18 protein-coding genes are annotated in these 23,930 nt (G+C 48.1%); 9 read left to right on the top strand and 9 right to left on the bottom strand.

The window, feature by feature from the left end:
- Positions 1-24 precede the first annotated feature (24 nt).
- Positions 25-921, top strand: coding sequence for an AraC family transcriptional regulator (locus MHB71_RS19380; RefSeq protein WP_340027301.1), 897 nt, complete (start codon positions 25-27; stop codon positions 919-921).
- A gap of 246 nt (positions 922-1,167) precedes the next feature.
- Here the strand turns inward: MHB71_RS19380 and MHB71_RS19375 are convergent, their stop codons facing one another.
- Entirely contained in the window at positions 1,168-1,851 is a 684-nt protein-coding gene (locus MHB71_RS19375) for a serine/threonine protein kinase (protein WP_340027300.1), read from the bottom strand.
- A gap of 513 nt (positions 1,852-2,364) precedes the next feature.
- On the opposite strand from MHB71_RS19375, the gene MHB71_RS19370 reads away from it, so the two are divergent.
- Positions 2,365-3,282, top strand: coding sequence for a PD-(D/E)XK nuclease family protein (locus tag MHB71_RS19370; protein WP_307539283.1), 918 nt, complete (start codon positions 2,365-2,367; stop codon positions 3,280-3,282).
- Positions 3,283-3,450: 168 nt separating this feature from the next.
- On the opposite strand, the gene ald is transcribed toward MHB71_RS19370, so the two are convergent.
- Positions 3,451-4,584, bottom strand: a complete 1,134-nt coding sequence (gene ald / locus MHB71_RS19365; RefSeq protein WP_036606470.1) for an alanine dehydrogenase — start codon at positions 4,582-4,584, stop codon at positions 3,451-3,453.
- Positions 4,585-4,773: 189 nt separating this feature from the next.
- On the opposite strand from ald, the gene MHB71_RS19360 reads away from it, so the two are divergent.
- Positions 4,774-6,444: a PucR family transcriptional regulator ligand-binding domain-containing protein gene (locus MHB71_RS19360; RefSeq protein WP_340027299.1), complete on the top strand. Its 1,671-nt coding sequence runs from the start codon at positions 4,774-4,776 to the stop codon at positions 6,442-6,444.
- 59 nt (positions 6,445-6,503) lie between these two features.
- Here the strand turns inward: MHB71_RS19360 and MHB71_RS19355 are convergent, their stop codons facing one another.
- A complete protein-coding gene (locus MHB71_RS19355) occupies positions 6,504-6,794 on the bottom strand; it encodes a hypothetical protein (RefSeq protein ID WP_338707938.1) in 291 nt (96 codons plus the stop codon).
- A 318-nt stretch (positions 6,795-7,112) separates the two neighbouring features.
- Between MHB71_RS19355 and MHB71_RS19350 the strand changes: the two genes are divergently transcribed.
- Positions 7,113-9,182, top strand: coding sequence for a hypothetical protein (locus MHB71_RS19350; protein ID WP_340027298.1), 2,070 nt, complete (start codon positions 7,113-7,115; stop codon positions 9,180-9,182).
- 46 nt (positions 9,183-9,228) lie between these two features.
- Here MHB71_RS19350 and MHB71_RS19345 read toward each other — a convergent pair whose 3' ends face one another.
- On the bottom strand, positions 9,229-10,938 hold the full coding sequence (locus MHB71_RS19345; protein WP_340027297.1) for a sigma 54-interacting transcriptional regulator: 1,710 nt from the start codon (positions 10,936-10,938) through the stop codon (positions 9,229-9,231).
- Between the two features lie 395 nt (positions 10,939-11,333).
- On the opposite strand from MHB71_RS19345, the gene MHB71_RS19340 reads away from it, so the two are divergent.
- A complete protein-coding gene (locus MHB71_RS19340) occupies positions 11,334-12,851 on the top strand; it encodes a collagen-like protein (RefSeq protein WP_340027296.1) in 1,518 nt (505 codons plus the stop codon).
- 368 nt (positions 12,852-13,219) lie between these two features.
- Here the strand turns inward: MHB71_RS19340 and MHB71_RS19335 are convergent, their stop codons facing one another.
- The 4 genes from MHB71_RS19335 to MHB71_RS19320 form a co-directional block, all read right to left on the bottom strand.
- Positions 13,220-14,095 carry an SDR family oxidoreductase gene (locus MHB71_RS19335; RefSeq protein WP_340027295.1) on the bottom strand — a complete coding sequence of 292 codons (876 nt, stop codon included), beginning with the start codon at positions 14,093-14,095 and terminating at the stop codon, positions 13,220-13,222.
- Between the two features lie 29 nt (positions 14,096-14,124).
- Positions 14,125-14,604, bottom strand: coding sequence for a hypothetical protein (locus MHB71_RS19330; RefSeq protein ID WP_036612071.1), 480 nt, complete (start codon positions 14,602-14,604; stop codon positions 14,125-14,127).
- Positions 14,605-14,731: 127 nt separating this feature from the next.
- Entirely contained in the window at positions 14,732-15,289 is a 558-nt protein-coding gene (locus tag MHB71_RS19325) for a MarR family transcriptional regulator (RefSeq protein ID WP_047841886.1), read from the bottom strand.
- A gap of 171 nt (positions 15,290-15,460) precedes the next feature.
- Positions 15,461-16,384 (bottom strand): proline dehydrogenase family protein, encoded by a 924-nt coding sequence (locus MHB71_RS19320; protein ID WP_340027294.1) that lies wholly within the window; start codon positions 16,382-16,384, stop codon positions 15,461-15,463.
- Between the two features lie 320 nt (positions 16,385-16,704).
- Between MHB71_RS19320 and pruA the strand changes: the two genes are divergently transcribed.
- Both pruA and rpoN read left to right on the top strand, forming a co-directional pair.
- A complete protein-coding gene (gene pruA / locus MHB71_RS19315; RefSeq protein ID WP_340027293.1) occupies positions 16,705-18,252 on the top strand; it encodes an L-glutamate gamma-semialdehyde dehydrogenase in 1,548 nt (515 codons plus the stop codon).
- A gap of 128 nt (positions 18,253-18,380) precedes the next feature.
- Entirely contained in the window at positions 18,381-19,685 is a 1,305-nt protein-coding gene (rpoN, locus tag MHB71_RS19310; protein WP_340027292.1) for an RNA polymerase factor sigma-54, read from the top strand.
- Positions 19,686-19,805: 120 nt separating this feature from the next.
- Here the strand turns inward: rpoN and MHB71_RS19305 are convergent, their stop codons facing one another.
- Positions 19,806-21,239: an aspartate ammonia-lyase gene (locus MHB71_RS19305; protein ID WP_017690253.1), complete on the bottom strand. Its 1,434-nt coding sequence runs from the start codon at positions 21,237-21,239 to the stop codon at positions 19,806-19,808.
- A 294-nt stretch (positions 21,240-21,533) separates the two neighbouring features.
- Between MHB71_RS19305 and MHB71_RS19300 the strand changes: the two genes are divergently transcribed.
- Positions 21,534-22,811: a methyl-accepting chemotaxis protein gene (locus MHB71_RS19300; RefSeq protein WP_036612082.1), complete on the top strand. Its 1,278-nt coding sequence runs from the start codon at positions 21,534-21,536 to the stop codon at positions 22,809-22,811.
- A gap of 198 nt (positions 22,812-23,009) precedes the next feature.
- Positions 23,010-23,855: a hypothetical protein gene (locus MHB71_RS19295; protein WP_340027291.1), complete on the top strand. Its 846-nt coding sequence runs from the start codon at positions 23,010-23,012 to the stop codon at positions 23,853-23,855.
- The last annotated feature ends 75 nt before the right edge of the window (positions 23,856-23,930 follow it).

Below are 23,930 nucleotides of genomic sequence, written 5' to 3'. Positions count from 1 at the left end.
TCTTGTGAAGAGGGGGAAGAAGTCGTGCTGGATCTGAAAGCGCTTCACGAAAATACCCGAATTGACCATAAATCACATCCATTTCAGCTGTTCCAAAATCGGTGTTTAGATATGAAAGCTGAAGAATGCATTTTGTATTTGCATTGGCATGAACATTTTGAGCTGATTATCATGCGCAAGGGCAGTGCGCTGTTTCATATTGATAGCAAACCTTATGTGGTTCGAGCAGGTGAGGTCATCATCATTCCTGGAGGTACATTACATGTCGGATATGCTCTGGATGAGGGGGATGTGCATTATGATTCCGTTGTGGTCAACCGTGCACTGTTCCATGATTTCACTCATGATCCTGTGCATGAGCAATATGTCGCGCCGTATTTGGAAGGAAGAGTGAGATTTCCGGTCAAACCGGCAGAGGAAAATACAGCCTGCACAGGCTATTATTCTTTGCTGAATGAAGCTGTGGAGGAAATGGCGTTACAGCCCCCGGCTTATCAGCTCGTGGTGAAGTCCAAGTTGCATGCCTTGTTCACCCTGCTTGCGCGAACCTTTATGCCGCAGCAGCTACCGGATAAAACGGTCGGATCGTATTTTCCAAACCGCGAACGTTTCAAACAGTTGATTGCACAGATTGAAGCGGACCCCACAGGTAAGATGTCTGTTACGGAAGCGGCAAGTCATGTGGGATTAAATGCGTATCACTTCTGCAAAATGTTCAAAAAGCTGACCGGACGTACCTTTGTGGAATACGTGAACGGGTGCAGGATGAGTGAGGCAGAGCAGCTGCTGCAAGGCAGTAGTCTGACCATTACGGAGATCGCCGCCAGAGTTGGCTGCGACAACGCCAACTATTTTACGAAGTTATATAAACAGTACAAGGGCATGACTCCCTCGCAGGGACGGGGGAGAAAAGAAGGTTGAGCACGACCAGTTTAGTAGTAGTCTCGAATAAAAGGTCTATAAAGATGGTTCTGACCCTATTTAACTCGCAGTCGCAATTGTGAGCAGAAGCAGAAGCAGTAAAGCACACAACAATGATTACCGTAACCATAATCATCGCATACGCACATATACAAAGAATAACCCGGATAAAGGCCTCTTCAAGGCTGTTATCCGGGTGGTTTTGATTCAATAATATCAAGACAATCATCTATGTGTACAACGTGCTCATTTCATAAACCTAGAGAACAGACGATTGGCTTTCTTGGCGAGGTCGTCCATTTTGACGTTGGCATGATCGAACTGATTGTATCCCCATTTGATCGTTTGCAGCATGCGTGGAGATATGGGCGTTCCTTTGATCCGTGGATAGATGTTGTGATAAGCCCAGACAAGATGCTCCCAGCGATTGTCATTGCCGTCCTGGATATACTCGGATACGTCAATCACTTTCCCGCGTCCATCCTGAAGTATTACATTTTTCAGATGAATGTCGCGAGGGTTCAACCCGCGGCTGCGAACGGCTTCTCGCGCTGCGTCCACATCGAGCATCACCTGCTCGGGGACAGCGATTCCTTTTTCCAAACATTCCAGCAAGGTATCCCCGGGTTCAAAACTGATCACGAGTACATTCCGGCCGCTGCCGTAATAGGTAGGGAAGTATGGCAGACCTTTGAGCTGCTCGTATACCTGTTTTTCATTTTCGAGTTTGTCCAAGGCATGATCCGAGTACATCTTGAAGGCATACTGCGGCAAGCCGTCATACGTAAATACAGCCGCGTCTGTACCTGTGCCAATGCAATTTAATCCTTCTACATCGCCGATGATGTTTACGAGCTCATTCCGGTCGCTTCCGATGACTTGGATCTGTTGTAATGCTTCTTCCGCCTGGAACCAATCCGGTCGATTCATGGGTGGTGCCTCCTTTTAGGATATGCCTGTACAATTTTTTTTCATATAATCTTTTTCTAACGAACCGAGTAAGTCTTATTTCACGTAAATCGCCAGATCTGAAAATGTAACGAATCAGAGACACGCTATTGACTCATTTGCTTGCAATAAACACGTTCTACAACCGAAATACGACTAATTAGCTTGTCTGGGGTTCGTTAGATTCCGTAAAACCTCATGATCCACGTGATAAGGTGTGTGAGATTCGTTAGCGCCGGGCCAGCACTGGCTTCGGGCTAGACCGTACTAACATCCCGGTCCCGAATTCGTGCCCTCTATAGAGTATATTATGCGTTCTGCTCCGCAATTTCATCTTTTGGTGATGTTACTATATAAACGATACGGATCGAATCGGAAACGGTTGCGTTAGAAGAAAATAACGGAAGCGCGCTTGCGGCAATGTTGCCCGGGCTTTATACTTTGAGCATTAAGGGATCTCATGCAGATCCGGCATACAGAAAGGCAGAATATCTTATGGCACAATACCCGCAATGGTCTTATTCGCAGTCGCGGGCGAGTATGTTCGATGAGTGCCTGCGCAAATATTATTATCATTATTACGGTGCCCATAACGGTTGGAAGACAGACTCTGCTGATGAGATGCAGGTTCGTCTGTACCGTCTGAAGCAGCTCAGCAATCTGTATCTTGTCTTCGGGGACCTAGCGCATCGCATGTGTGAGTCGGCGGTACGCAGCAGGGAAGAGGGCAAAGATAAACCGCGTGAACACTTCCTGGAACAGACCATACGCAAGCTGCTGAATCAGGCGTATGTGGAATCCATGGACGCGGATCAGTGGCGGCTGAACCCCAAGAATCGCACGATGCTGTCAGAGATCTATTATGGGGATGACACGTTGAATGACCGGATCGCCACGATTAAGGAACGGGCTTCGGCCTGTGTCGGTAACCTGTACCAGACGCTTACGTGGGAGGACTTGTCCCGGGCAAGTACGGACATTCTGGAGATCGAGAAATGGGATACCATGATGCTGCACGATACACGCGTGTATGTGAAGATGGACTTATTGTATCGGCGCAGTAACGGCAATATTGTCATTGTGGACTGGAAGACGGGCAAGGAAGATGACTTCTCCGATCAGCTAATGCTGTACGCATCCTATGTGAGAGAACACTACCGGGTTCCCTTGGAGCAGATTGAGCTGCGAGTGGAGTACCTGTTAACCGGAAAACACCGGGAGTTTACAGCGACAGAAGAGGATATCCGGAAGGTAGAGGAGAACGTGGGTCGTTACATTGAGGAGATGCGATCCTGCGTGGAGGATGAGTATTACAACCGTCCCAAGGACGTCACCTACTTCACAGCGATGCCATCACACCGGTCCTGCCGGGATTGCAACTTCCGCGAAGTGTGCAGTGAGCGAGCAGTCTGAAGCGCCAAAACCGGAGCAACCTAAAGGCCTTATACCAAACAACGAGCTATTTCATATGTGAAAAAAATCAAGAAGCGCAAGCCGGGAACATCATCTGCCCGACTTGCGCTTCTATTGCGTCCCACAGGCCTGGCGACAAGGCGCCGAGGTGGAACGATTATATCAAGATTACTGGACAGCGGCGGTATTCTCCAGCGCCTGACCCGCAGGAACATAGGCATGCCCGAGATCCCGGGCAACCGCCTCATACGTGATGTGTCCATTCAGCGCGTTGACCGCGCTGCGAATGGACGAACTGCCGCGAATCGCGGCGGCTGCACCGTGGTTGGCCAGCTGCAGCGCATAAGGCATGGTGGCGTTGGTCAGCGCCACCGTGGACGTACGCGGCACGGCGCCCGGCATGTTCGCCACCGCGTAGTGCACGACGCCATGTTTCACATAGGTCGGTTCATCGTGGGTTGTGATATGATCAATGGTCTCAACGATCCCGCCCTGATCAATCGCGACATCCACTATGACCGAACCCGGTGCCATCGTCTTCACCACCTGCTCGCTGACAAGCGTTGGCGCCTTGGCGCCCGGAATCAGCACCGCACAGATCAACAGATCTGCCGCGGCAACAGCTGTTGCGATGTTGGACGGGCTGGATACTAGCGTGTGGATCTGATTGCCAAAGATATCATCCAACTGGCGCAGACGATTCAGATTCAGGTCAAGGATGGTCACATCGGCGCCAAGACCAATAGCTATTTTGGCTGCATTTGTTCCCACCGTTCCACCACCAATAATGACCACTTTCCCCCGACTGACGCCTGGTACGCCGGACAACAGAATACCCTTGCCACCTTCCGTTTTCTCCAGTAGTTGTGCTCCGATCTGGGAGGCCATGCGGCCTGCAACTTCACTCATAGGGGTTAACAGGGGGAGAGCACTGTTGACCTCCAACGTCTCATACGCAATAGCCGTTACCCGACTTTTAATAAGGGCTTTGGCAAGCTCAGGTTCCGCTGCGAGGTGCAGGTATGTGAACAGAATCAGTCCCGGACGAAAATATCCATATTCACTGGCAAGCGGTTCTTTCACCTTGATAATCATATCGGCTTCGGTCCACACGGACTTGGCATCCATCCGAATCTCGGCGCCCACAGTTTGATATTCATGATCCGTGAATCCACTGCCGATCCCCGCGCCTTGTTCAATCAGTACCTGGTGACCGGCTCTGATGAAATCAGCAGCCCCGGCCGGAGTCATTGCTACACGATTCTCATTATTCTTGATTTCTTTGGGAATTCCGATTCTCATCACCATGCACCTCGTCCATTTATTGGTTGTTAGCTTATACTACAAGTTTATGACTTGGATAATCGTTTTGCACCTTACTTGATGTCTAATATTTAGAAATTGAACTCAACATATTGTCGAAAAAGACTGTTCAGGACATTTGTCCATGGATTATAATGTAAGAAAAAATAACACAAAGAGGGATCGCCATTGCGAAATGACCGTGTGTTTACGATCAAAGATATCCTTGCACGTCCGGTATTTGGCCGAGCACGACTAGCGGCAGGGAAGGATGGAGTGAACCGTCAGGTTGGCTGGGTTCATGTATTGGAGATTACCAATGTATCTCCATTCGTAAGCCCCCATGATCTTATTTTATCCACTGGACTGTGGCTTCAATCGGAAGAAGGGCGCGAAGAGTATCTGCTTCAACTCATTGGCAGTGAGGCAGCCGGGCTGTGTGTGGAGTTTGGTACCAGCATATACGGAATCCCGGAAGAACTGATTGAACTGGCGGACAGACACCAGTTTCCGCTGATCGTATTTGAGCAACCGGTCCGTTTTGTTGAGATTACACAGGATATTCACTCTCTGCTCATTAATCATCAACATCAGTTGCTGAAAAGTCTGGAAGCATACTCCCGTCAGCTTCAGCAACGAACATTACAGAGTACGGATATGTCTGCTGTGCTGAACCTGCTGTATGAGTACGCTACCAAACCGGTGGTGTACATTTCGTCCATGGAGCCGGGCAGTTTTGTGCCCGAACTTGTTCCGGAGATGGAACAGGCCATCTATACCTGGTATGAGCAGGAGGTAGAACATCTGGATTTGAATGATTCAGATACCGAATTATGGTTCCACATGGACGAAGAGAAGGCTCTGCTGTGTCATCCGGTCGTCTGTTTTGGCCAGGTATTTTCGGCTGTAGGCATGATTGTGCATCCCGCAGCTCCAGTCGAATATCTCAAGCTGCTGCTCGACTATACAGCGAAGGCAGCGGCAGCGCTCACGCTTCGCTCCCAGTTTCTTGAAGAGAAGATGGTCCGCAATCAGAATGAACTGATCCAGGATCTGATGAATGGCAACATCCATCAGGAGGAACAGGCTCAGACTAGAATGGGGCTTCGTTTGCTGGTGAAGGGACAGTACTGGTTTGCAGGAGGGGTCATCGAGATTGAGCATCGATTGAAGGGTACAGGCCGGGAGAGGATGGAAGCCAATCATCAGGATGTTCTTGTCCTGCTGCGTTCCCTGCTCAAGAAGAACAATCTGCCTAGCCTGATTATGCTGAAGAACAATCAGGTGTATCTGTGCTGTGCGAAGGAAGCAGTCTCGGCTGCTACACGTCATCAGCTGCTACGCTTGCTGGAAGGAATCGCTCTGGACGTGAAGCAGTTTGCGAGCCGCAACTTGAAGCAGGTCATGATTCATGTGGGATTTGGCAAGTTTCGCAGCCGTTTGACCGGTCTACCGGAGAGCCTTCAGGAGGCCTATCAGGTGATCGAAGTTTCGAGATCGGTAGATTCGATGGAACATGTTCACTTTTACGAACGTATGGGTATATATCAAATGTTAAAAGCATTACCCCAATCCTTCCTGCAACCCTTTGTCCAGGATCACCTGGGTATGTTGATTGAACATGACCAAACGCATCACCTGCGATTGGTAGAGACGTTGGATGCTTACCTGCAGAACTTTGGTTCCAAACGGGATGCGGCCGCCCAGTTATTTATTCATCGGCAAACGTTGTACAACAGACTGGAGAAGCTGGAAGAACTGATGGGTCCAGGTTACATGGATCAAGGGAGAAGAATCTGTCTGGAGATGGCGCTGCTCGCGCACGCGATGATTGAGAATGGGCAGTGGCACTCCTCTTGATGAGGTGAAAGGGATGCAAGACAGACTGTGCACCCATCTTACACTACCTTGAGCACAGTCTAGCAGTTTCTACTAATCCGCCGGGTATGTTGTAATGAAGCAGGCAGGCGTTGCAGAGTGGAAGTGGAGCGTCGGCCCCGATAAAGCTTCATTTGACCGGAGGATGGTGCCAGTGATAAGGAAGAAGGCGCAGCCAGCCGATACGGGGGGGATGACCGGTCAGGGAGTCCTTCCGGTTCTGCGACGTTGTCCTCCATTGAAATGCCACTTTGGTGCAGCCATTCATTAAGTCGTTTAGGATTGATTCCAAGTTGTCCGCTCAGATTACAGATATCGAGGTTTATTCTCACACAAATCCGCCTTTCCTGGAATATCGGGCTGGTAGTAGGGTATGAAAGGGAAGCATGAATTCGAGATCGGTAAATGCTCATGTACATGTTGGCTGTGCTTGATTGGCGGAATGATCCATTATGTTAAGAAGTAGCGCGGAGGGGTCTATGTATACCTTGTAAAAACGTTTCCATGTCCGCTGTTTTGAATATTTACTATAAATTGGCTTTTAACAAGATTCTATCACTTCACATGCAATTGCGCGTCTCAATATAGTCTCAATTTTGTGAGAGAAAAAAGTATATTAAAAGTACCAGTATCTAGTACGGAGGACATATATGGGAAACAGTAGTGAGGCTCAATACGACAAATATGTTGAGGATGGCAAACGTTTCATTGGTCGAACCAAGGAACTGACGACACTGGAGCGGTGGTTCAATCATCCGGAAGCGCCACTGACCATATTTTCAATTACGGGTATGGGAGGCATCGGTAAATCTTCCTTGCTTTCAGAGATGTTATCCGTATCTCGTGATCAAGGTGCGACGGCAATATGGATGGATGGCCGATCATGCGGCGCAACGCCTTCCGTTTTTATGGAATATTTGTCCTCTACTTTGGAGTTGGAAACACTGGATAATGACGGATATCCGCGACCACTGAGCTTGCTGAAAGACACTTCGGTCGAGAAGCGATTGGTCCTGGCAGTGGATAATTATGAAGAACTCGCACTGCTGGAAAGTTGGTTCATGGAAGTCTTCATATCCAAACTTCCGTTAAGAGGGATACTTGTCATTCTGGCATCACGCCCAGAACTTGCATCCGCCTGGCGGACACATCCCCGATTGCATCAGCGGTTTGTACAGATGCAGCTTCAACATTTTACCGTCGAAGAGATTTCGGAGTATATCTCGGTTGCGGGCTCTCTGATTCAGGGGATGGCAGGTACTATTACGAGAATGACCGATGGACATCCGCTGGGTTTGGCGCTTGCTGTGGAAGCTGCGGATCAGAGACGGAATCTTCCCCATGCCGAATGGGCTGAACTGTCGCATATGATTAGTGCCCGATTGCTGTTGGAACTGACGATTCCTCGTCTGCATCCCATGGTGGAGGTGTTAACCCTGCTTGGAACAGCAAATCAGGAATTGTTATCATCTGTACTGGATATGACTGTGACCCAAGAAGAGTACCACATGCTGAGACAGATGTCGTTTATTCGTTCCGGCCCGGATGGTCTTGCCCTGCATGACATGGGCAGGGTGCATCTGCTACGGGATTTGCGCCAACGTGAGCCGCATCGGTTGCAGACGATGCGTATCCAAATCGCGAAGTTGCTTAAACCGCTACATGAACAGGCAGGTTCGCATGAGCGCCGCCAGATTGCCCGGAAGATGTTGTTGCTCTGTCAGGAGTCCATGCTTCAATTCCGCAAGTACGCGGATGTGTCCCGTGATTCCTTGTTCTCCCCTCTTGAAACGATGAAACAAGAGGATCTGCCTTCGCTGCACAGGCTGTTACAACAATGGTGTGAGTACAGCGTGGCACCAGATCAGGCCGTGTTCTATGGCCCGTTCCTGGATGAGCTGGCGCACCGTTATCCCGAAGGGATCGTATTGATGCGTGACCAGCTTGGAGAGCCGATCGCCATGTTCATTACAGTGCTAGTACATAGGGAAAGTAGCGGTCTGCTACTGAAGCATTTTCCAAATGAGATGAATGAATGCTTCACACCACAGGAGCTTGGTAATGATCCGGATCGGAGTGATACTCACTTTGCTTTGTTGGCTGCGGCAAGAGATGACGTGCCTGGTTACACACGAGAAGAACTGGTGGGGTATATGGCACTGGACCGACTGTCTCTCTTGGGTGATGGTGCGAGAGTGATATTGATTGCAACGAATCCTCATCTGAAGTTGTTCCTGCTGAGTATTGGCTTTCAGATGCGGAGAACCCGAACCCGTGCTTGTGACAGATATGAGGACCCGGCAGATGTGCTTGATTTGGATTTGCGTAGTGGGCAATTCGGAGCGTGGGTTATGTCCCTGCTTGATCCTGAATGGCAAGATGATCGGATACAGTCAGGAACAACGGTGCGGGAGCGGACATGCTGGTCGGAACAGGAGGTTCGCAAGATGCTGGGGCACCTTCGTTCTCCAGGAGAATTGCATGAATATGCTGGCAGGGTTGCAGGAGCAAGGGATGGGATCCAGTTACAGCTGTATGTCATGGATCTGTTGGAGGGCAGAGTGCATGGCCTATCTCCACAGGATCAGATGCTGTTATACGCAGCCTACTGGACGCATGCTGGCAATCCAACTGCCGCAGCCCAGACGTGTTCCATGAGTCGGGCGACATTTTATCGCCATCTCAGAACAGCGCTGACTCGCTTGGCGCGGATTTTGTAGGGTTCTATTCATTCATATACCGATAATAACGACAAGAAGAGGCTGGTCATAGACCAAGCCTCTTCATGCGGTTATAGAGCGTTGCCCTGGAGATGCCAAGTTGCTTGGCGAGGGTTCGTTTGTTACCACTTGCTGCTTTCAGATATTGAATTAGAAGTTGCGCTTCATAGGTGTCCAATTTTTGCTGGTAGGTAACACCGGAGACAAGTTCGGAATCATCCGAAGGTTCTGTTTCGTCCACATTTGCAACCGTTCGAGGTTCTTGTTCTGCTCCCGCCGAATCCTGACGTTGCTGATATTCGTTGTTGGCATGTGAATGGATTCCGGATGCCAGTTGAATTTCGGACTGTTCTTGCATGGTGAGGGAAGTGAGGGTATCGGGCAGATATTCCTGCTTCACCTCACCATCTGTCGTCAGAATGGTCAGGCGTTCGATCACATTTCGTAATTCACGTACATTGCCTGGCCAATCATATTGGAACAGCAACTTAAACACTTCAGGTGGAACCAACTCAATATGACGGTTATAGAGCAATGAGAATTCTTGAAGGAACGTCTGGGTTAATTCATAGATATCTTCCTTGCGCATACGCAGAGGAGGGATGACAAGGTTAATGACATTCAGCCGATAGTAGAGATCTTCTCGGAATTGATTACGGGCAATCATACTCATTAGATTCTGGTTGGTTGCTGCGATAATCCGGCAGTCGGCCTGCTTCATACGCGTTCCCCCCACAGGAAAGTAACTCTTCTCCTGCAACACCCGAAGCAGTTTCACTTGCAATTCCAATGGCATCTCACCGATCTCATCCAGAAAAAGAGTACCCCCTTCGGCAAGCTCAATCTTGCCCTTTTTGCCTTTGGGATCTGCTCCGGAGAAGGCACCTTTTTCGTAGCCGAATAACTCACTTTCAAACAATGAAGCAGGGATTGCCCCACAGTTAATAGCGATGAACGGTGCAGTCTGCAATTCACGGAGATCATGAATGGCTTTGGCGAATAACTCCTTGCCTGTGCCGCTCTCCCCGAGAATAAGTACGGTTGCTGAGGTGGTACTGATCTTGCGAATGGTCTCCATGCACTGCTTGATGACCGGGCTGCTGCCCTTGATTCTGGCAAATGGATCTAATTCGGGACGTAGCCGAGCAACGGCTTTCTCCAGGTGTTGGACTTTGGAGGTCATATGTAATAGTTCCTGATGTAATCGGATTTCGGTTGTTATATCCACTTCGGCAGCAACTGCACCCACAATATGTCCATCCAGTTGGACAGGACGAGCATTAATAAGGGCGAACAGGTCGGGCCGTGGCTGATGCTGTTTGCGATAGACCGTTTCGCCGGTATACAACGTCTTGAGAGATTGTAGCCGATCTGGAGGGAAAAAGTCCGCCGCGGGTTGTCCGATAATATCATTTTTGCTGATCGAAAAAACATGCTCCGCGCCAGTTGTCCAGTAGGCCACTTTGGCATCTTCATTAATTAATGTCAGAGCTGAACCCGCTGTCTCCAGTGTGGTCTCAAAATAAGCTTCTATTAGGCGATGCGCATGCATCATGGCATGCAAAACATCGGATACGGCGATATATCCCAATAGAGGGCCATCATCCTGAATGAATAAATAAGAAGATGTGTCGAATAAGCAGAAGGCATCTACCAACGATGTTGATGACGGAATGGTAAGTGTGGGGAGGTCTGTATCCAGAACATCCATATCCGTACGCAATAAAGACATTAATTCTGGAAGTAAATGTTTCATCGATATCACCTCAGTTAGGGCATAACTTTCAGAACTGTACCTGTTACAAGGAACTTTTATGATCGGAGTAAATGGAAATATTTGAGTGAGATAGTTATCCATATTATAGCTTTCAAAGTGAAGTGTGTATAGATTTTTTGACATGAATCATACATAAGACAATCGGAAATAGTGGTTAATTTTGTTTTGTACAACTAGAATACGCTCTCAATCTGAAGCGAAAGTGAAGCATTCATGAACATGACAGTATCAGTTCGTTAATCTCAACACATTCACTGGGCAGGTTAAGTGATTCTATATGTTGACTCTCAATTTGTCCACACCATTAAGTATCGTCTGAATAATACTATACCAAGGACTGAAATGAATGAATTCAATCGAAGGAGGGTGATGAAATGGCGATTCTATCAACTGGGCCCATTGAGAATAATATTTCAGGAATAACGGGGATCCGACCAACTCAATCCGTTACGGTCAAAATCGATAACCGGAATGCGACAGATGTGTTCACAGTGCTTCTTCGGGGCTATTACCTTAATGTAGTCAGAACATTATATGTAGAAGAACTGCTCAATGTATCACCTAATCAGGTCATAACCAAAGTTTATAATGGGAATTTTGATGCTTTTGAGTTTGTATTTTCAACCTCAGACACGGCTGCTCCAGAAGCACAAATATCCGTATGGGGTAAAAATGCCGCAGGCGAATTAGTCGCGGCTCACCGATTGGTATCCCAGGAGTTATTGGGAGAAACGCTGAGCACAACGGGTGTAACTGGAGCCACTGGAGCCACGGGTATTACGGGAGTAACAGGAGGCACCGGAGCTACTGGAGTGACAGGAGCTACGGGAGTAACGGGAGGCACTGGGACCACCGGAGTAACAGGAGCCACGGGCGTTACGGGAGTAACGGGAAGCACCGGGGTCACCGGAGTAACAGGAGCGACGGGCGTTACGGGAGCAACGGGAAGCACCGGGGCCACCGGAGTGACAGGAACCACGGGCGTTACGGGAGTAACAGGAGGCACAGGGGCCACCGGAATAACAGGAGCCACGGGCGTTACGGGAGTAACGGGAAGCACCGGGGCCACCGGAGTGACAGGAGCCACGGGTGTTACGGGAGTAACGGGAAGCACTGGAGCTACTGGAGTGACAGGAGCGACTGGTGTTACAGGAGCAACGGGAAGTACCGGGGCTACCGGAGTGACAGGAGCCACTGGTGTTACGGGAGCAACGGGAAGCACCGGGGCTACTGGAGTGACAGGAGCCACTGGTGTTACGGGAGCAACGGGAAGCACCGGGGCTACTGGAGTGACAGGAGCAACGGGCGTTACAGGGGCCACCGGAATAACAGGAGCCACGGGTATTACGGGAGTAACGGGAAGCACTGGAGCTACTGGAGTGACAGGAGCAACGGGAAGTACCGGGGCTACCGGAGTAACAGGAAGCACTGGGGTTACCGGAACAACAGGTGTCACTGGAGCAACCGGTACAGCAGGGCAAGGGTTGTCCTCTTATGCCTATATTTTTAATACTTCAGCTCAAACTGTAGCTATTGAAGCGGATGTAATCTTCGACAGCAACCAAAATCTTACTAATATTACTCATGCGCCCAATACCGCTGCGATTATTATTGGTAATGCCGGGGACTATGCGGTGTTTTTCAACGTTGCAGGTGTGCAGGCAAACCAATTCACCCTTTATCAAAACGGAGCCCCTGTAGGTGGCAGTGTCTATGGTTCAGGAGCTGGGACTCAACCGAATCCAGGCATGGTCATTATTACGGCTGCTCCCGGTGATGTGCTGACATTACGGAATCATTCCAGCGCATCAGCTGTTGGTCTGCAAACACTAGCAGGTGGAACACAGACCAATGCTAATGCTTCTATTCTTATTCAACAGTTAAGTGGTTAACTTTTAAATAATAAATGGGTGTGTCCAGAAAAATAGACATTTAAAATTGTGGTCCTATCTCATAATTAGTGGTTGACAGTCTTCGGTCGCAAATCATGGGAAGTTCTCACTTTAATAATTTTCGCATTAAAAGAGTCATAATATAAAGTCTAGCCGCTCTTTTTGAGTGGCTAGACTTTAGCTTAATTAATAGTTAAGTTCTCTCATTAAAAACATTATTACCGGCTAGGATTCCTGTAGAGCTCATAACCATCCTCTAGAACGCTGAAGTTCGTTAAACTTAGCATTTTTGTTTATCGCTTTAATATGCGGTGGGGTCGTTAGCGCTTGGAGCGAGAGAGCCCCTTTTCGTTATTGTATAACTTGGTTTACAGCCTTGGTTTAAATGCATCTCGATGTTCTCTCAGGAATGCATCAAGTGAACGCGGCGCTCTGCCAAGCAAGCGTTGGACCGTATCCGTCGGCTTCTCTGGCACAACGGAAGACATCGTCTGAATTTCCACAACGTGGTCTGCAAGCCAAGGAGGCATCTGTCCATGTTCGATCAGATCCGTTCGAAGCTCCTCGGGTTTGAGGTTGAAGAATCCGATCGGACGATTGAACAGGGTGGACATTTTATCTGCAATCTGTGCATAAGTGAATGCTTCGGAACCGGTAAGCGTATAGATGCGGTTCACTGGTTTGTCGCTAGTCAGCACTTCTGTGGCAATATCTGCGATGTCTCGGCAATCGATGAAGTTGCACGGGGAATCTCCAATGCAGCCGAAGAATACATCTTGAGTTGTAATGGTTGGTGCGAGTCGGAGCAGATTTTGCATAAAAGCATAGGGCCGCAGCATTGTATATGTCATCCCGGATTTCACTAGAGCTTGCTCGATTTGTTCATGCCAGCCTGCTACAGTTACTGGTGAACGTTCGTCATATGCTGGGCTGGATATTTTGACGACATGCTTGACTCCCTCTTGCGCAGCCATCTGAATAATGGATGTCTCTAGTTCCACTTGTTTAGGGTTGTTGGATAACGCTAGAAATAGTTGACTGGTACCCGCCAAAGCTCTGCGCATGGATTCGGAATCATTTGCATCGGCAGCACAGATTTCAATCCCGGACAACGCCAAGTCCGCCATTTGTTGACGAAGCTTATCCGGCTTTCTACTTACTGCCCGAACGGGAATACCTCTTTCCATCAAACGTCTCAAAAGTACATTTCCAATCATGCCTGTTGCTCCAATAATAGTAATCATGTTTCAATCTCTCCTTATAATGAACTTGTTTATTTGATAATGTAAGCTCGCCAGCGCCATGTCATGATCGTACAAGCTATTGCACCGGACAATGGAAAATCGAACCCAATATGATCCAACCAAGCCCATGAAGAACTCGGGTTTACGATCTGCAATACATTAGAAATCCCCCACGCCGCCACCAAGCCAAACCCTGCGCCTGCAAGTGCCAAGCAGCCCACGACAATGATTCGGGGGGCTTTTGCCACCCACCGTGTGCGGTTCTTACGGTTACGAAGCCAGAGTCCGGCCCATAGAGCCATAAGCAGAGACGCCCCTCCAATCGTTGTTAAAGCTCGTAACTGAAGGACTTCATCAGCGGTAACGATTCCCCCGATGCTTGCCATGATGGCAGGAGACAAGTAGGCCGGGATTAATTCACGCCACAGCACAAAAGGTTTTGGGGGAGGATTAGCAGCTCGGTTTGGATAAGCTTCCTCGGAATGAATGGGGTCATTAAGGTTAACCATATCACTACTCCTTTTTTGTTTAGAAATCACTGATTTGCTTTCATCTATAAGTAATTAGGAGCCTAACTATATGGCGATAGAAATGGGCTAGTTGAACTAGCCCGGTTCACCTTTCTTCGTTATGCTCCTAGGATTTTGGTTCGGAGAAGTCGTGTGACTCATCTGTAAGTGCAGCAATACCTTGTGTTACACGCCCCAGCAGGTTGAGAAACACACTCCTTTCCTCGATCGTAAGTAATCCAACCATCGCTTCCAGTCTGGCAAAATGTTCCGCAGCCATATCCGTTAGTTTTTTCGCACCTTTGGCGGTCAAAATGACTGACTTCTGACGACCATCAACGGAACTCGTCCGACGAGCAACCAGTCCGTCGCGTTCTAAAATCTCGATTAGACCAGTTACGGTAGCACGGGTTACACCCAGATTTTCCGCCAGTTGGGAGGGCAGTTCTTCTCCTTCGTGATCTTCAAGATCTGCCAACAGACGATATCGTCCTGTCGATAAACCAAATCTGGAGAAATGGATTTCTGCAGCATGCCCAAGTTTGGCTCCTGCTACCATCAGTCTGGATGCGACAAGCACGGCTTGTGCATCCACGTCTAATTGATAGCGATCAACCTGACGCTTCGTTTGTACTAACGAAGGGATGAGGTACATATCAGTTGTTGATTTGTTTTGATTGTCCATACATATAGTATGGTGCCTAACTATATAGTTGTCAACTTTTGTTTAGACCATTCGTCAAGTTGGATGCTCTCGTAAAGTGTTCGTACACAAAAAACCATGTGCCCAGAAAGAAAGAGGCGACATGGTTTTCTTTTGTCTTTTTTCATATATATTGATCCAGTTGGAGAATAACTATCGGAACATATTCTTAACGACCATCCAGAGATTAGCCGGTTTTTCGGCCAAACGGCGGGTATAGTACGGATACCACATGGTGCCATAAGGTACGTAACAGCGAATGCGATAGCCTTCTTTGGCGAGACGTTCCTGTTCGCTCATGCGCAGACCATATAACATCTGAAATTCAAAGGCATCCGGAGAGATTCCCCGATCCTTGGCGTATTGTTTTGTCCAGTTAATGATGTGATCATCATGCGAGGCAACCGCAGTGTACACACCCTGATCGAGGTGATTACGAATCATCGTTTTGAATTGATGAATGACTTCAGAAGTATTCTGATAGGCGACTGATCCGGGTTCTTTGTAAGCACCTTTAACCAGACGAAGCCGAATGCCTTCCCGAATCATATCACGCGTATCTTCTTCGGTGCGATGCAGGTAGGCTTGCAATACTGTGCCTGTATTATGCAGTCCTTCCGAGTGCAGTCTTCGCACAATATCCAGCGTTGCTTGAGTAAATGGACTATCCTCCATATCAATTCGGACAAAAAGATCATGCAATTTGGCTTGTGTGGCAACGGTACGGATATTTTGGTAACCCTCTTCCGGTTCAAGTGCGAGGCCCATCTGGGTTGGTTTTAGCGAGACGTTGGAGTCTACGCCTTCACGTGCAATGCCTTCTACCAGGCGTACATACTCATCCCTGTATAATGCCGCTTCGCTCAGGCGAGTGATGCCTTCGCCCAGATGATCGAGTGTAGCCATAATGCCTTTATTATTGAGTATATGGATCTCTTCGAGAGCTTCTTCCAAGGTGTTTCCTGCAATAAATTTGCCTGCCAGCTTCTTACCATATCTAATGGACAGGTTCTCTACAGCTTTGTTGCCTGCCACGGTTAATAAGGTTTTGCGATATATTTCCGTTCCCACACTCATTTTCGTTTCCTCCTTCAGCATTGTGCATCCTTAATTCAAGCAAGAAACGTGCCAGATTTGGCGATGGTCTACTATTTTTCATGGAGATTTTAACTTTATAAAAAGGAATCAAAAAAATCTGGGGATAACAGCGATCGGAAGGTTATTCTGTCATCGGAGTGGCCCGTGTGAATTTTCTTTAGTTAAATTTAACGAGAAAAATATTTCAGTCTCAACCGGAGTTGGCACGGATTTTGCTACATATATTTGGTGATGAGTAACATGCAAAATAATTCAGGCGAGCAGCCAGCGAATCCCACATCCTGAAGGAGGAATCATTGATGAATATCCCTTTTGTTAACGAACCATTCACACCCTTTGCAGTACAGGCGAACCAGGAAGCATTTGAAGACGCACTTCGTCAGGTAGAAGCTGAACTTGGGCAGGAATACCCGATTATTATTGGTGGGCAAAAAATAACAAGCAGCCGCACGTTAACTTCCGTGAACCCTGCAGCCAAGAATCAAGTTGTCGGAACGATCCATCAGGCAGATCGAGAATTGGCCGAAAAGGCCATTCAGACAGCGGCGGAGACATTCCAGACATGGAAACATACTGAGCCGAATGAACGGGCCCGTTATCTATACAAAGCAGCTGCCATTATGCGCCGTCGCAAGCATGAGTTCTCTGCATGGATGGTTTATGAAGCCGGCAAGACTTGGCCTGAAGCCGATGCGGATACAGCAGAAGCCATTGATTTTATGGAATTCTATGCACGGGATATGCAGCGACTGAGTGAACCGCAGCCTCTCGTGCGGATTGCAGGGGAAGATAATGAACTGAGTTATATACCGCTGGGCGTTGGTGTTGTTATTCCACCTTGGAACTTCCCGCTGGCGATTATGGCAGGTATGACCTCTGCTGCACTGGTCTCCGGCAACACGGTGGTGTTAAAGCCAGCAAGTACAACTCCGGTGATTGCCGCCAAGTTTATGGAGCTGCTCGCAGAAGTTGGTCTGCCGGATGGCGTTGTGAACTTTTTACCAGGACCAGGCAGTGAAGTGGGTGATTATCTCGTGGATCATGCGCTCACCCGGTTTATCAGCTTCACTGGTTCCCGAGATGTGGGACTGCGAATTAATGAACGTGCAGCACGAACAGCTCCAGGTCAGAAGTGGATCAAACGGGTTATTGCAGAGATGGGCGGCAAGGATTCCATCGTAGTAGACAGTGACAGTGATCTGGAACTCGCGGCAGAGTCCATTACCGCTTCGGCATTTGGTTTCTCAGGACAGAAATGTTCGGCGTGTTCCCGTGCCATTATTCATAAGGATGTATATGATGAAGTATTGCAAAAAGTGATTGAACGGACACAGAAACTGACGATGGGTAGTCCGCTTGAAGTTGGCAGTCAGGTTGGGCCCGTTATCGATGACAAGGCCTATGCGAAGATCACGGAATATATTGAAATCGGCAAGGGTGAGGGGCGGCTTATGCACGGTGGCGGTACAGGGAACGTTGAAGGTTATTTCATTGAACCAACCATAATTGCCGATGTGGATCCCAAAGCCCGGATTGCTCAGGATGAGATTTTTGGACCTGTGCTTGCGTTCATCAAAGCAGAATCTTTCCAGGATGCTTTGGATATCGCCAATAATACAGACTATGGTCTGACCGGCGCGGTGATCTCACGTAATCGTGAACATCTGGAACAGGCAAGACGCGAATACTTTGCGGGTAATCTGTATTTCAACCGGAAATGTACCGGAGCACTGGTAGGTACACATCCATTTGGCGGATTTAACATGTCAGGCACGGATTCCAAGGCAGGTGGAAGAGACTATCTGTTGTTGTTCACACAGGCGAAGCTGGTATCGGAGAAATACTAGACAGAAACTCATAATCCAACTAAAAACTTCTTACATTCGCTTGAATAGTATGCTATTATCCCTGCAAATCCTTTTGTTCGTATAAGAAACACAGATGTTTATTGCCGAAGGCATAAGGAGGGTAACGGATGTTAGGTGTTCAGTTGGTACAGGAACAACGTATTCGGCTGTCCATCACGCCGGAGATGAAACAATCCTTTCATTTGCTAACCATGTCTGGCCAGGATCTGACCCGTTACTTGCTGGATGCGGCGGCGGAAAATCCAGTACTCGAAATGGAAGAACAAGCCGCGCCCCTCGCCCGGATTCCGCGGCGAATGGATCAGCGCAGGTGTGATTCCTATGATCCGTTGCTTCAGGCTAAAGGTGCCGAACCTACTCTGGAACAATTGCTGATTGCGCAAATTCGAGTGATGACAATTCCAGACGAATTGGAAAATATGGCCGTATATTTGGCAGGGTGCGTTAATGATGATGGTTATCTGACGGTTGAACTGGCAGAGGTGCAAGCAACACTTGAGCTTCCGATGAGCAAGATTGCAGCGGGACTGGAGCTTCTCCAATCGCTGGACCCTGCTGGTGTAGGGGCGCGGAATCTGCAAGAATGTCTGTTGCTCCAGATTAGACGTGATCCATCAGCCTCGCTGAATGCGGAATGGATGGTGAAAGCGGGATTGGAAGCACTGGTTCCTTTTCACCCAGGTAGAACAGGGAGACGATTAGGTATGACTTCACGGGAAGCTCAGACTGCCTATGACTATATTACACGTCTGGACCCCAAGCCCTGTCGATCGATCGGATGTACGGAACGGCCACATTACATTATTCCGGATGCCATTGTTGGGTTGCGTAACGGTGAGGTCCATTATAGTTTGCATGCAGCAGGTAACCCTCGGGTATCGATGAATGAAGCGTGCTTCTGCTGGATCAGGGAAGAGGCTCCCGACGCAACCTGGTCTACCCGCGTGGCAGAAGCGAGGGCTATCATTCGGAGTGTACACTTGCGGCGCAGAACTTTAGTGCGTGTGCTGGCGGCAGTGATGGAAGAGCAGAAGCACTTTTTGGTCAAAGGCCCATCCGGGCTAAAACCACTTAATCTGGCTGTTATTGCAGAGAGGATTGGCATACATGAATCAACGGTAAGTCGTGCGGTGAACGGTAAATACATTGAGACCCCACATGGTGTATATGAACTCAGGGATTTTTTTGCCTCGGGAATCAGTACAACGTCAGGGGATAAAACATCAGCATCAGCGGTGAAACGTAGATTAAAAGAAATCATTCGCACGGAACAGGCTCAGCGTCCATACTCGGATAGTCATTTGGCCACATTGCTCGCCGAGGAGGGGATTGTCATCTCCCGCAGAACGGTTGCCAAGTACAGGGAGGAACTTCAGATTCTACCTTCCCTTGAGCGTAAACGGTGGGTTTAATCGAATAGCTGGCGTCTTATCATCTCTGAATACAAGAACCCCCGCAAACCGGATAAACGGTATGCGAGGGTTCTTGTTAATTATTTGTGTTTGGGTTGCTGCATTAGTTTTCCTGATTACCTACAAACGTTCCATATTACGCAGGAAGTGTTCTCCGGCAATCCCTGGTGTAGTCATCTGTTCCGGATGAAGAATCTCTTCCAGTTCTTCCGGTGTCAGCAATCCGCGTTCGAGAATAATCTCTTGCAAGGAAAGTCCAGTCTTGAGTGCTTCCTTCACAATGGAAGCTGCCACATTATAACCTAAGTGTGGGTTCAACGCCGTAACCACACTGAAACTTTGCTTCATGATTAATTCGCAGCGCTCACGGTTAGCTTCCATCTCTTCAACTGCATAACGCGTGAAAACATCGATGCCGTTATTCATAATTTTCAGCGATTGCAACAAGTTGAACGCAATAACTGGGCCCATGACATTCAGCTCGAATTGACCGGCTTCACACGCCATACAGATCGTATGGTCGTTCCCCATCACCTGGAAGGATACCTGGTTAATGACTTCTGCCATAACAGGGTTGACTTTGCCCGGCATAATGGAGGAACCTGGCTGACGCGGTGGCAGGCGCAATTCATTGAATCCTGCACGTGGACCTGAAGCCATCATGCGAATATCATTACAGATTTTGGAAAGGCTAACCGCACATACCTTCAGCGCCGCTGAAAGTTCCAGATAGGCATCTGTGTTCTGCGTTGCATCCACGAGATCCTCAGCTGTTTGTAGTGGAAGTCCGGTAACATCAGACAGGTGCTCTGTAACCTTGACGATATATTCGGGTTTGGCATTGAGCCCTGTACCTACCGCAGTTGCACCCATGTTAATGGTAAGCAAGCGGCGATTGGCGAATTCAAGACGCTCAATATCCCGTCCGATTACACGGGCATAAGCTCCGAATTCTTGTCCAAGGCGAATAGGTACGGCATCCTGAAGATGGGTACGGCCAACCTTGACCACATCGTTAAATTCCACTTCTTTTTTACGGAACGCATCCTGTAGTCTCTTCATGGTAGCGAGTAACGTCTCCGACAGTCGGTACGCCGCAATGCGCAGTGCTGTAGGTACCACGTCATTGGTGGACTGGGACATGTTCACATGATTATTGGGATTGCAATGGAAGTAGTCTCCCTTGCTTTTGGTTAACAGTTCCAGCCCGCGGTTGGCCAGAATTTCGTTCATATTCATATTCATGGAGGTGCCTGCACCGCCCTGAATGGAGTCTACAATAAAATGATCCAGATGATGGCCTTTCATCATTTCTTCAGCTGCCATGACAATCACATCGCCAATCTTGCTCGGCAGCATCTTCAACTCCATGTTGGTAATGGCTGCTGCCTTCTTCACCGCAGCCAGAGCCGTGATCAGCTCCCGGTGTACCGGAACGCCGGTAATCGGGAAGTTTTCCACGGCCCGTACCGTTTGAATTCCGTAATAAGCATAAGCCGGGATTTCTTTTTCACCGATAAAATCTTTCTCCGTCCGTGTGGACATAGTAGACATCTCGTTCGCCTCCAGTGGCATCAATAAAAATAGTTCGGCTCCAGCGTTGCTGAAGCGCACTCAGTATATCATTTAAGCAAAATGGATGCCAATCTAAATCATTTGGCCACTTGTGCCGATAATAAATAAAATTAGGGATATCCAAGCTTGTCTTATACATTATGCGCTATATGGTAGAGAAGTCATGCATGAACGGCAAGTATGAGGGGGAATAGAACGTTTTCAGTGATGTATATCACATGAAATTTGGTACTTGATTGGTAAAATAGGAAAAAAGGACTACGGGGTGTGCACATGAAATGGACTTTAGGAGCAAAGACTGTCGCAGGTCTGGTACTGATTTCGATTATTACCTACGGAACTAGCGGCTTTTTTATATTTTTTGTCAAAGACTGGATTACATTAGATATTCCGAATTGGGTATACATATCGATTATTTTGATCATGGGAGTATGCTGGAACGGGATTCTGGGATGGTTTGCCTCACGTTGGCTGACTCGTCCAATCGTTCATCTGTCCCGGGCTGCACAGCAGGTGTCAGCGGGGGATCTGACAACCGAAATTCCACAGCGACGCACGCAGGATGAACTTACTGTATTATATGATGCTTTTCGCGCAATGGTTTCTAACCTTCGAAGCATTGTAAATGATATTGCAGACAGTACAAGAACGACTTCACAGAACGCACAGTCTCTGAGTGAAGCAATTACCCAGGCCGCTGAACAGATCGAGATGATGTCGGATGCGGTGGATCATATTGCGGTAGGCGTAGAAGAGCAGAAGGTCACTTCCCATCAATCTCTGATCACTGCGGATGAGATGCTGAACGATTTCCAGCGTATGCATAGCCAGTCCATGGATATGACAGAGATGTCCGGTCAGATGGAACGATCGGTGGATCATACCAAACAGACTTTCTCATCGTTGATGAAAGGAATGGACGAGCTGGCCGAGTCGCACAATCGTTCCCGCGATATTATGTTGTTGCTGGAGAAGGAAGCCTCCGATATCGAGGTAATTACCCAGTCTGTCAAAAACATCGCAGAGGAAACAGGGTTACTTGCCCTGAATGCTTCCATTGAGGCTGCACGAGCTGGCGAAGAGGGTTCTGGTTTTGCAGTTGTGGCGCAGCAGATCCGCAAGCTGGCAGACGAAAGTAAGGAATCGGTACACCGTATTAATGAGCTGATTAGTCGTGTGCAAGAGCGGATCAGGGAGACAGCCCAACTGTCTCATGAGCAGCATGGTCTCGTGGTTAATGAATCGGAGCGGACCGTGTCTGTGGATCAGACGTTGCATGAACTGACAGGCACAGTGGAAGTATTTATGAAGGGTGCGCATGATATCGGCTCCAAGATTGCAGAACAGACCGGTCGCGTGGAGCAAACGCACGGTCATGTGAAGAAAATCCAGGGCAAAGCCGGATCGTTCTCAGATGAGGCGAGACGAATTATGGATGCCGCACACGAAGAGACAGCCATCATGGAGGAGATTTCATCCTCGGCTGAAGAACTGAGACAATTAACCGATCGGTTATTGGACAAAACCAAAGCATTCCGGATGCAGCCTTAAGCTGTGTTCGGGATTTTTTTTGTTTTTGGAGAACAGTTTTGGCATGATAATTTGCTTATTCTGGTTAAAGCCGAACGTTCTTTCGTGAAAACGAAAATTTGTAAAGATTATTTTATGAAAGATTAACAAATTCGCAACTTGCAGGCGATAAATGAAGATATAATAGGATTATCACAACAGATAAAGGAGCCCAGTATATTGAAAACTTGGACAGGTATCCTGCTGATGATTATTTTGGCGGTAGCTACGATTAGTACAACTTCGGCTGCCAGAACCATGAATGAATCGCAAAAACAGCTTAACATAGATGATCAATCCAGCCAGACCGCAGTGGGCGAGGCTTCCAATATAGATAAACTGCATGACACAGCGAAGACAACACAGGAATCGATTCCCGTGAAAGAGGAATACGTTTCGGTAGCTCCAGAGAATGAGAAGGTCAGATTATACCCTATGAAAGTTGAGGGTTCAGGATATATATATAACGGAATGATTTTGGAAGTGGACGGCAAAACGCGAGAATTTAGTGATTGGCAGGGAGAAGGCGGGTCTTACAAACCCGAAGTGCACGAGCTGGATATGAATGGAGACGGCCAGAAAGAAATTATCGTTTTGTACACAGAAGGTCATGGAACAGGTATTTATTTGGGACAAGCACGTATCATTAATCCGGTAACGCTGGAAGAGATGAAGATGCAATCTCTGGATGAGATTGTGAAACAGCATGTGAAGTCAAAAGTTACGGTTAGACCAGACCGTGTGGATGTTGATGTCGCCGTTGATGGCGTTCAAACAGAACCTTTACGGATCGAGGAAGATACGAGTGGCGGCGTATATAACGAAGAGTTGGGATTCGGTGGAGTTACCTATTACAGTGTAGAGGATGGCCAGCTTGTCGTATCAGCAGCAGGATCTTACGGTGCGGCTTTATATGCCGGCGATCTGACATTCACTTATGAGTATCAAGATGGCGAGTGGAAGGCCGTAGATTTGAAGTACAGCATGGAAGTGTATGAAGAAGAATATTATGAATCTTTTGATTGATACCATCCTGTTGATATCGTAGTGCATCGGGAATTGAAAGTTCTCAAGTGTGAAGTTAAGTGAACATCTGACAAG

Origin of the sequence: Paenibacillus sp. FSL H7-0940, assembly GCF_037979415.1 — a bacterium.
GTDB lineage: Bacteria > Bacillota > Bacilli > Paenibacillales > Paenibacillaceae > Paenibacillus > Paenibacillus amylolyticus.
The sequence above is the reverse complement of the archived record's forward strand: the minus strand, read 5'-3'. Positions and strand labels throughout refer to the sequence as shown.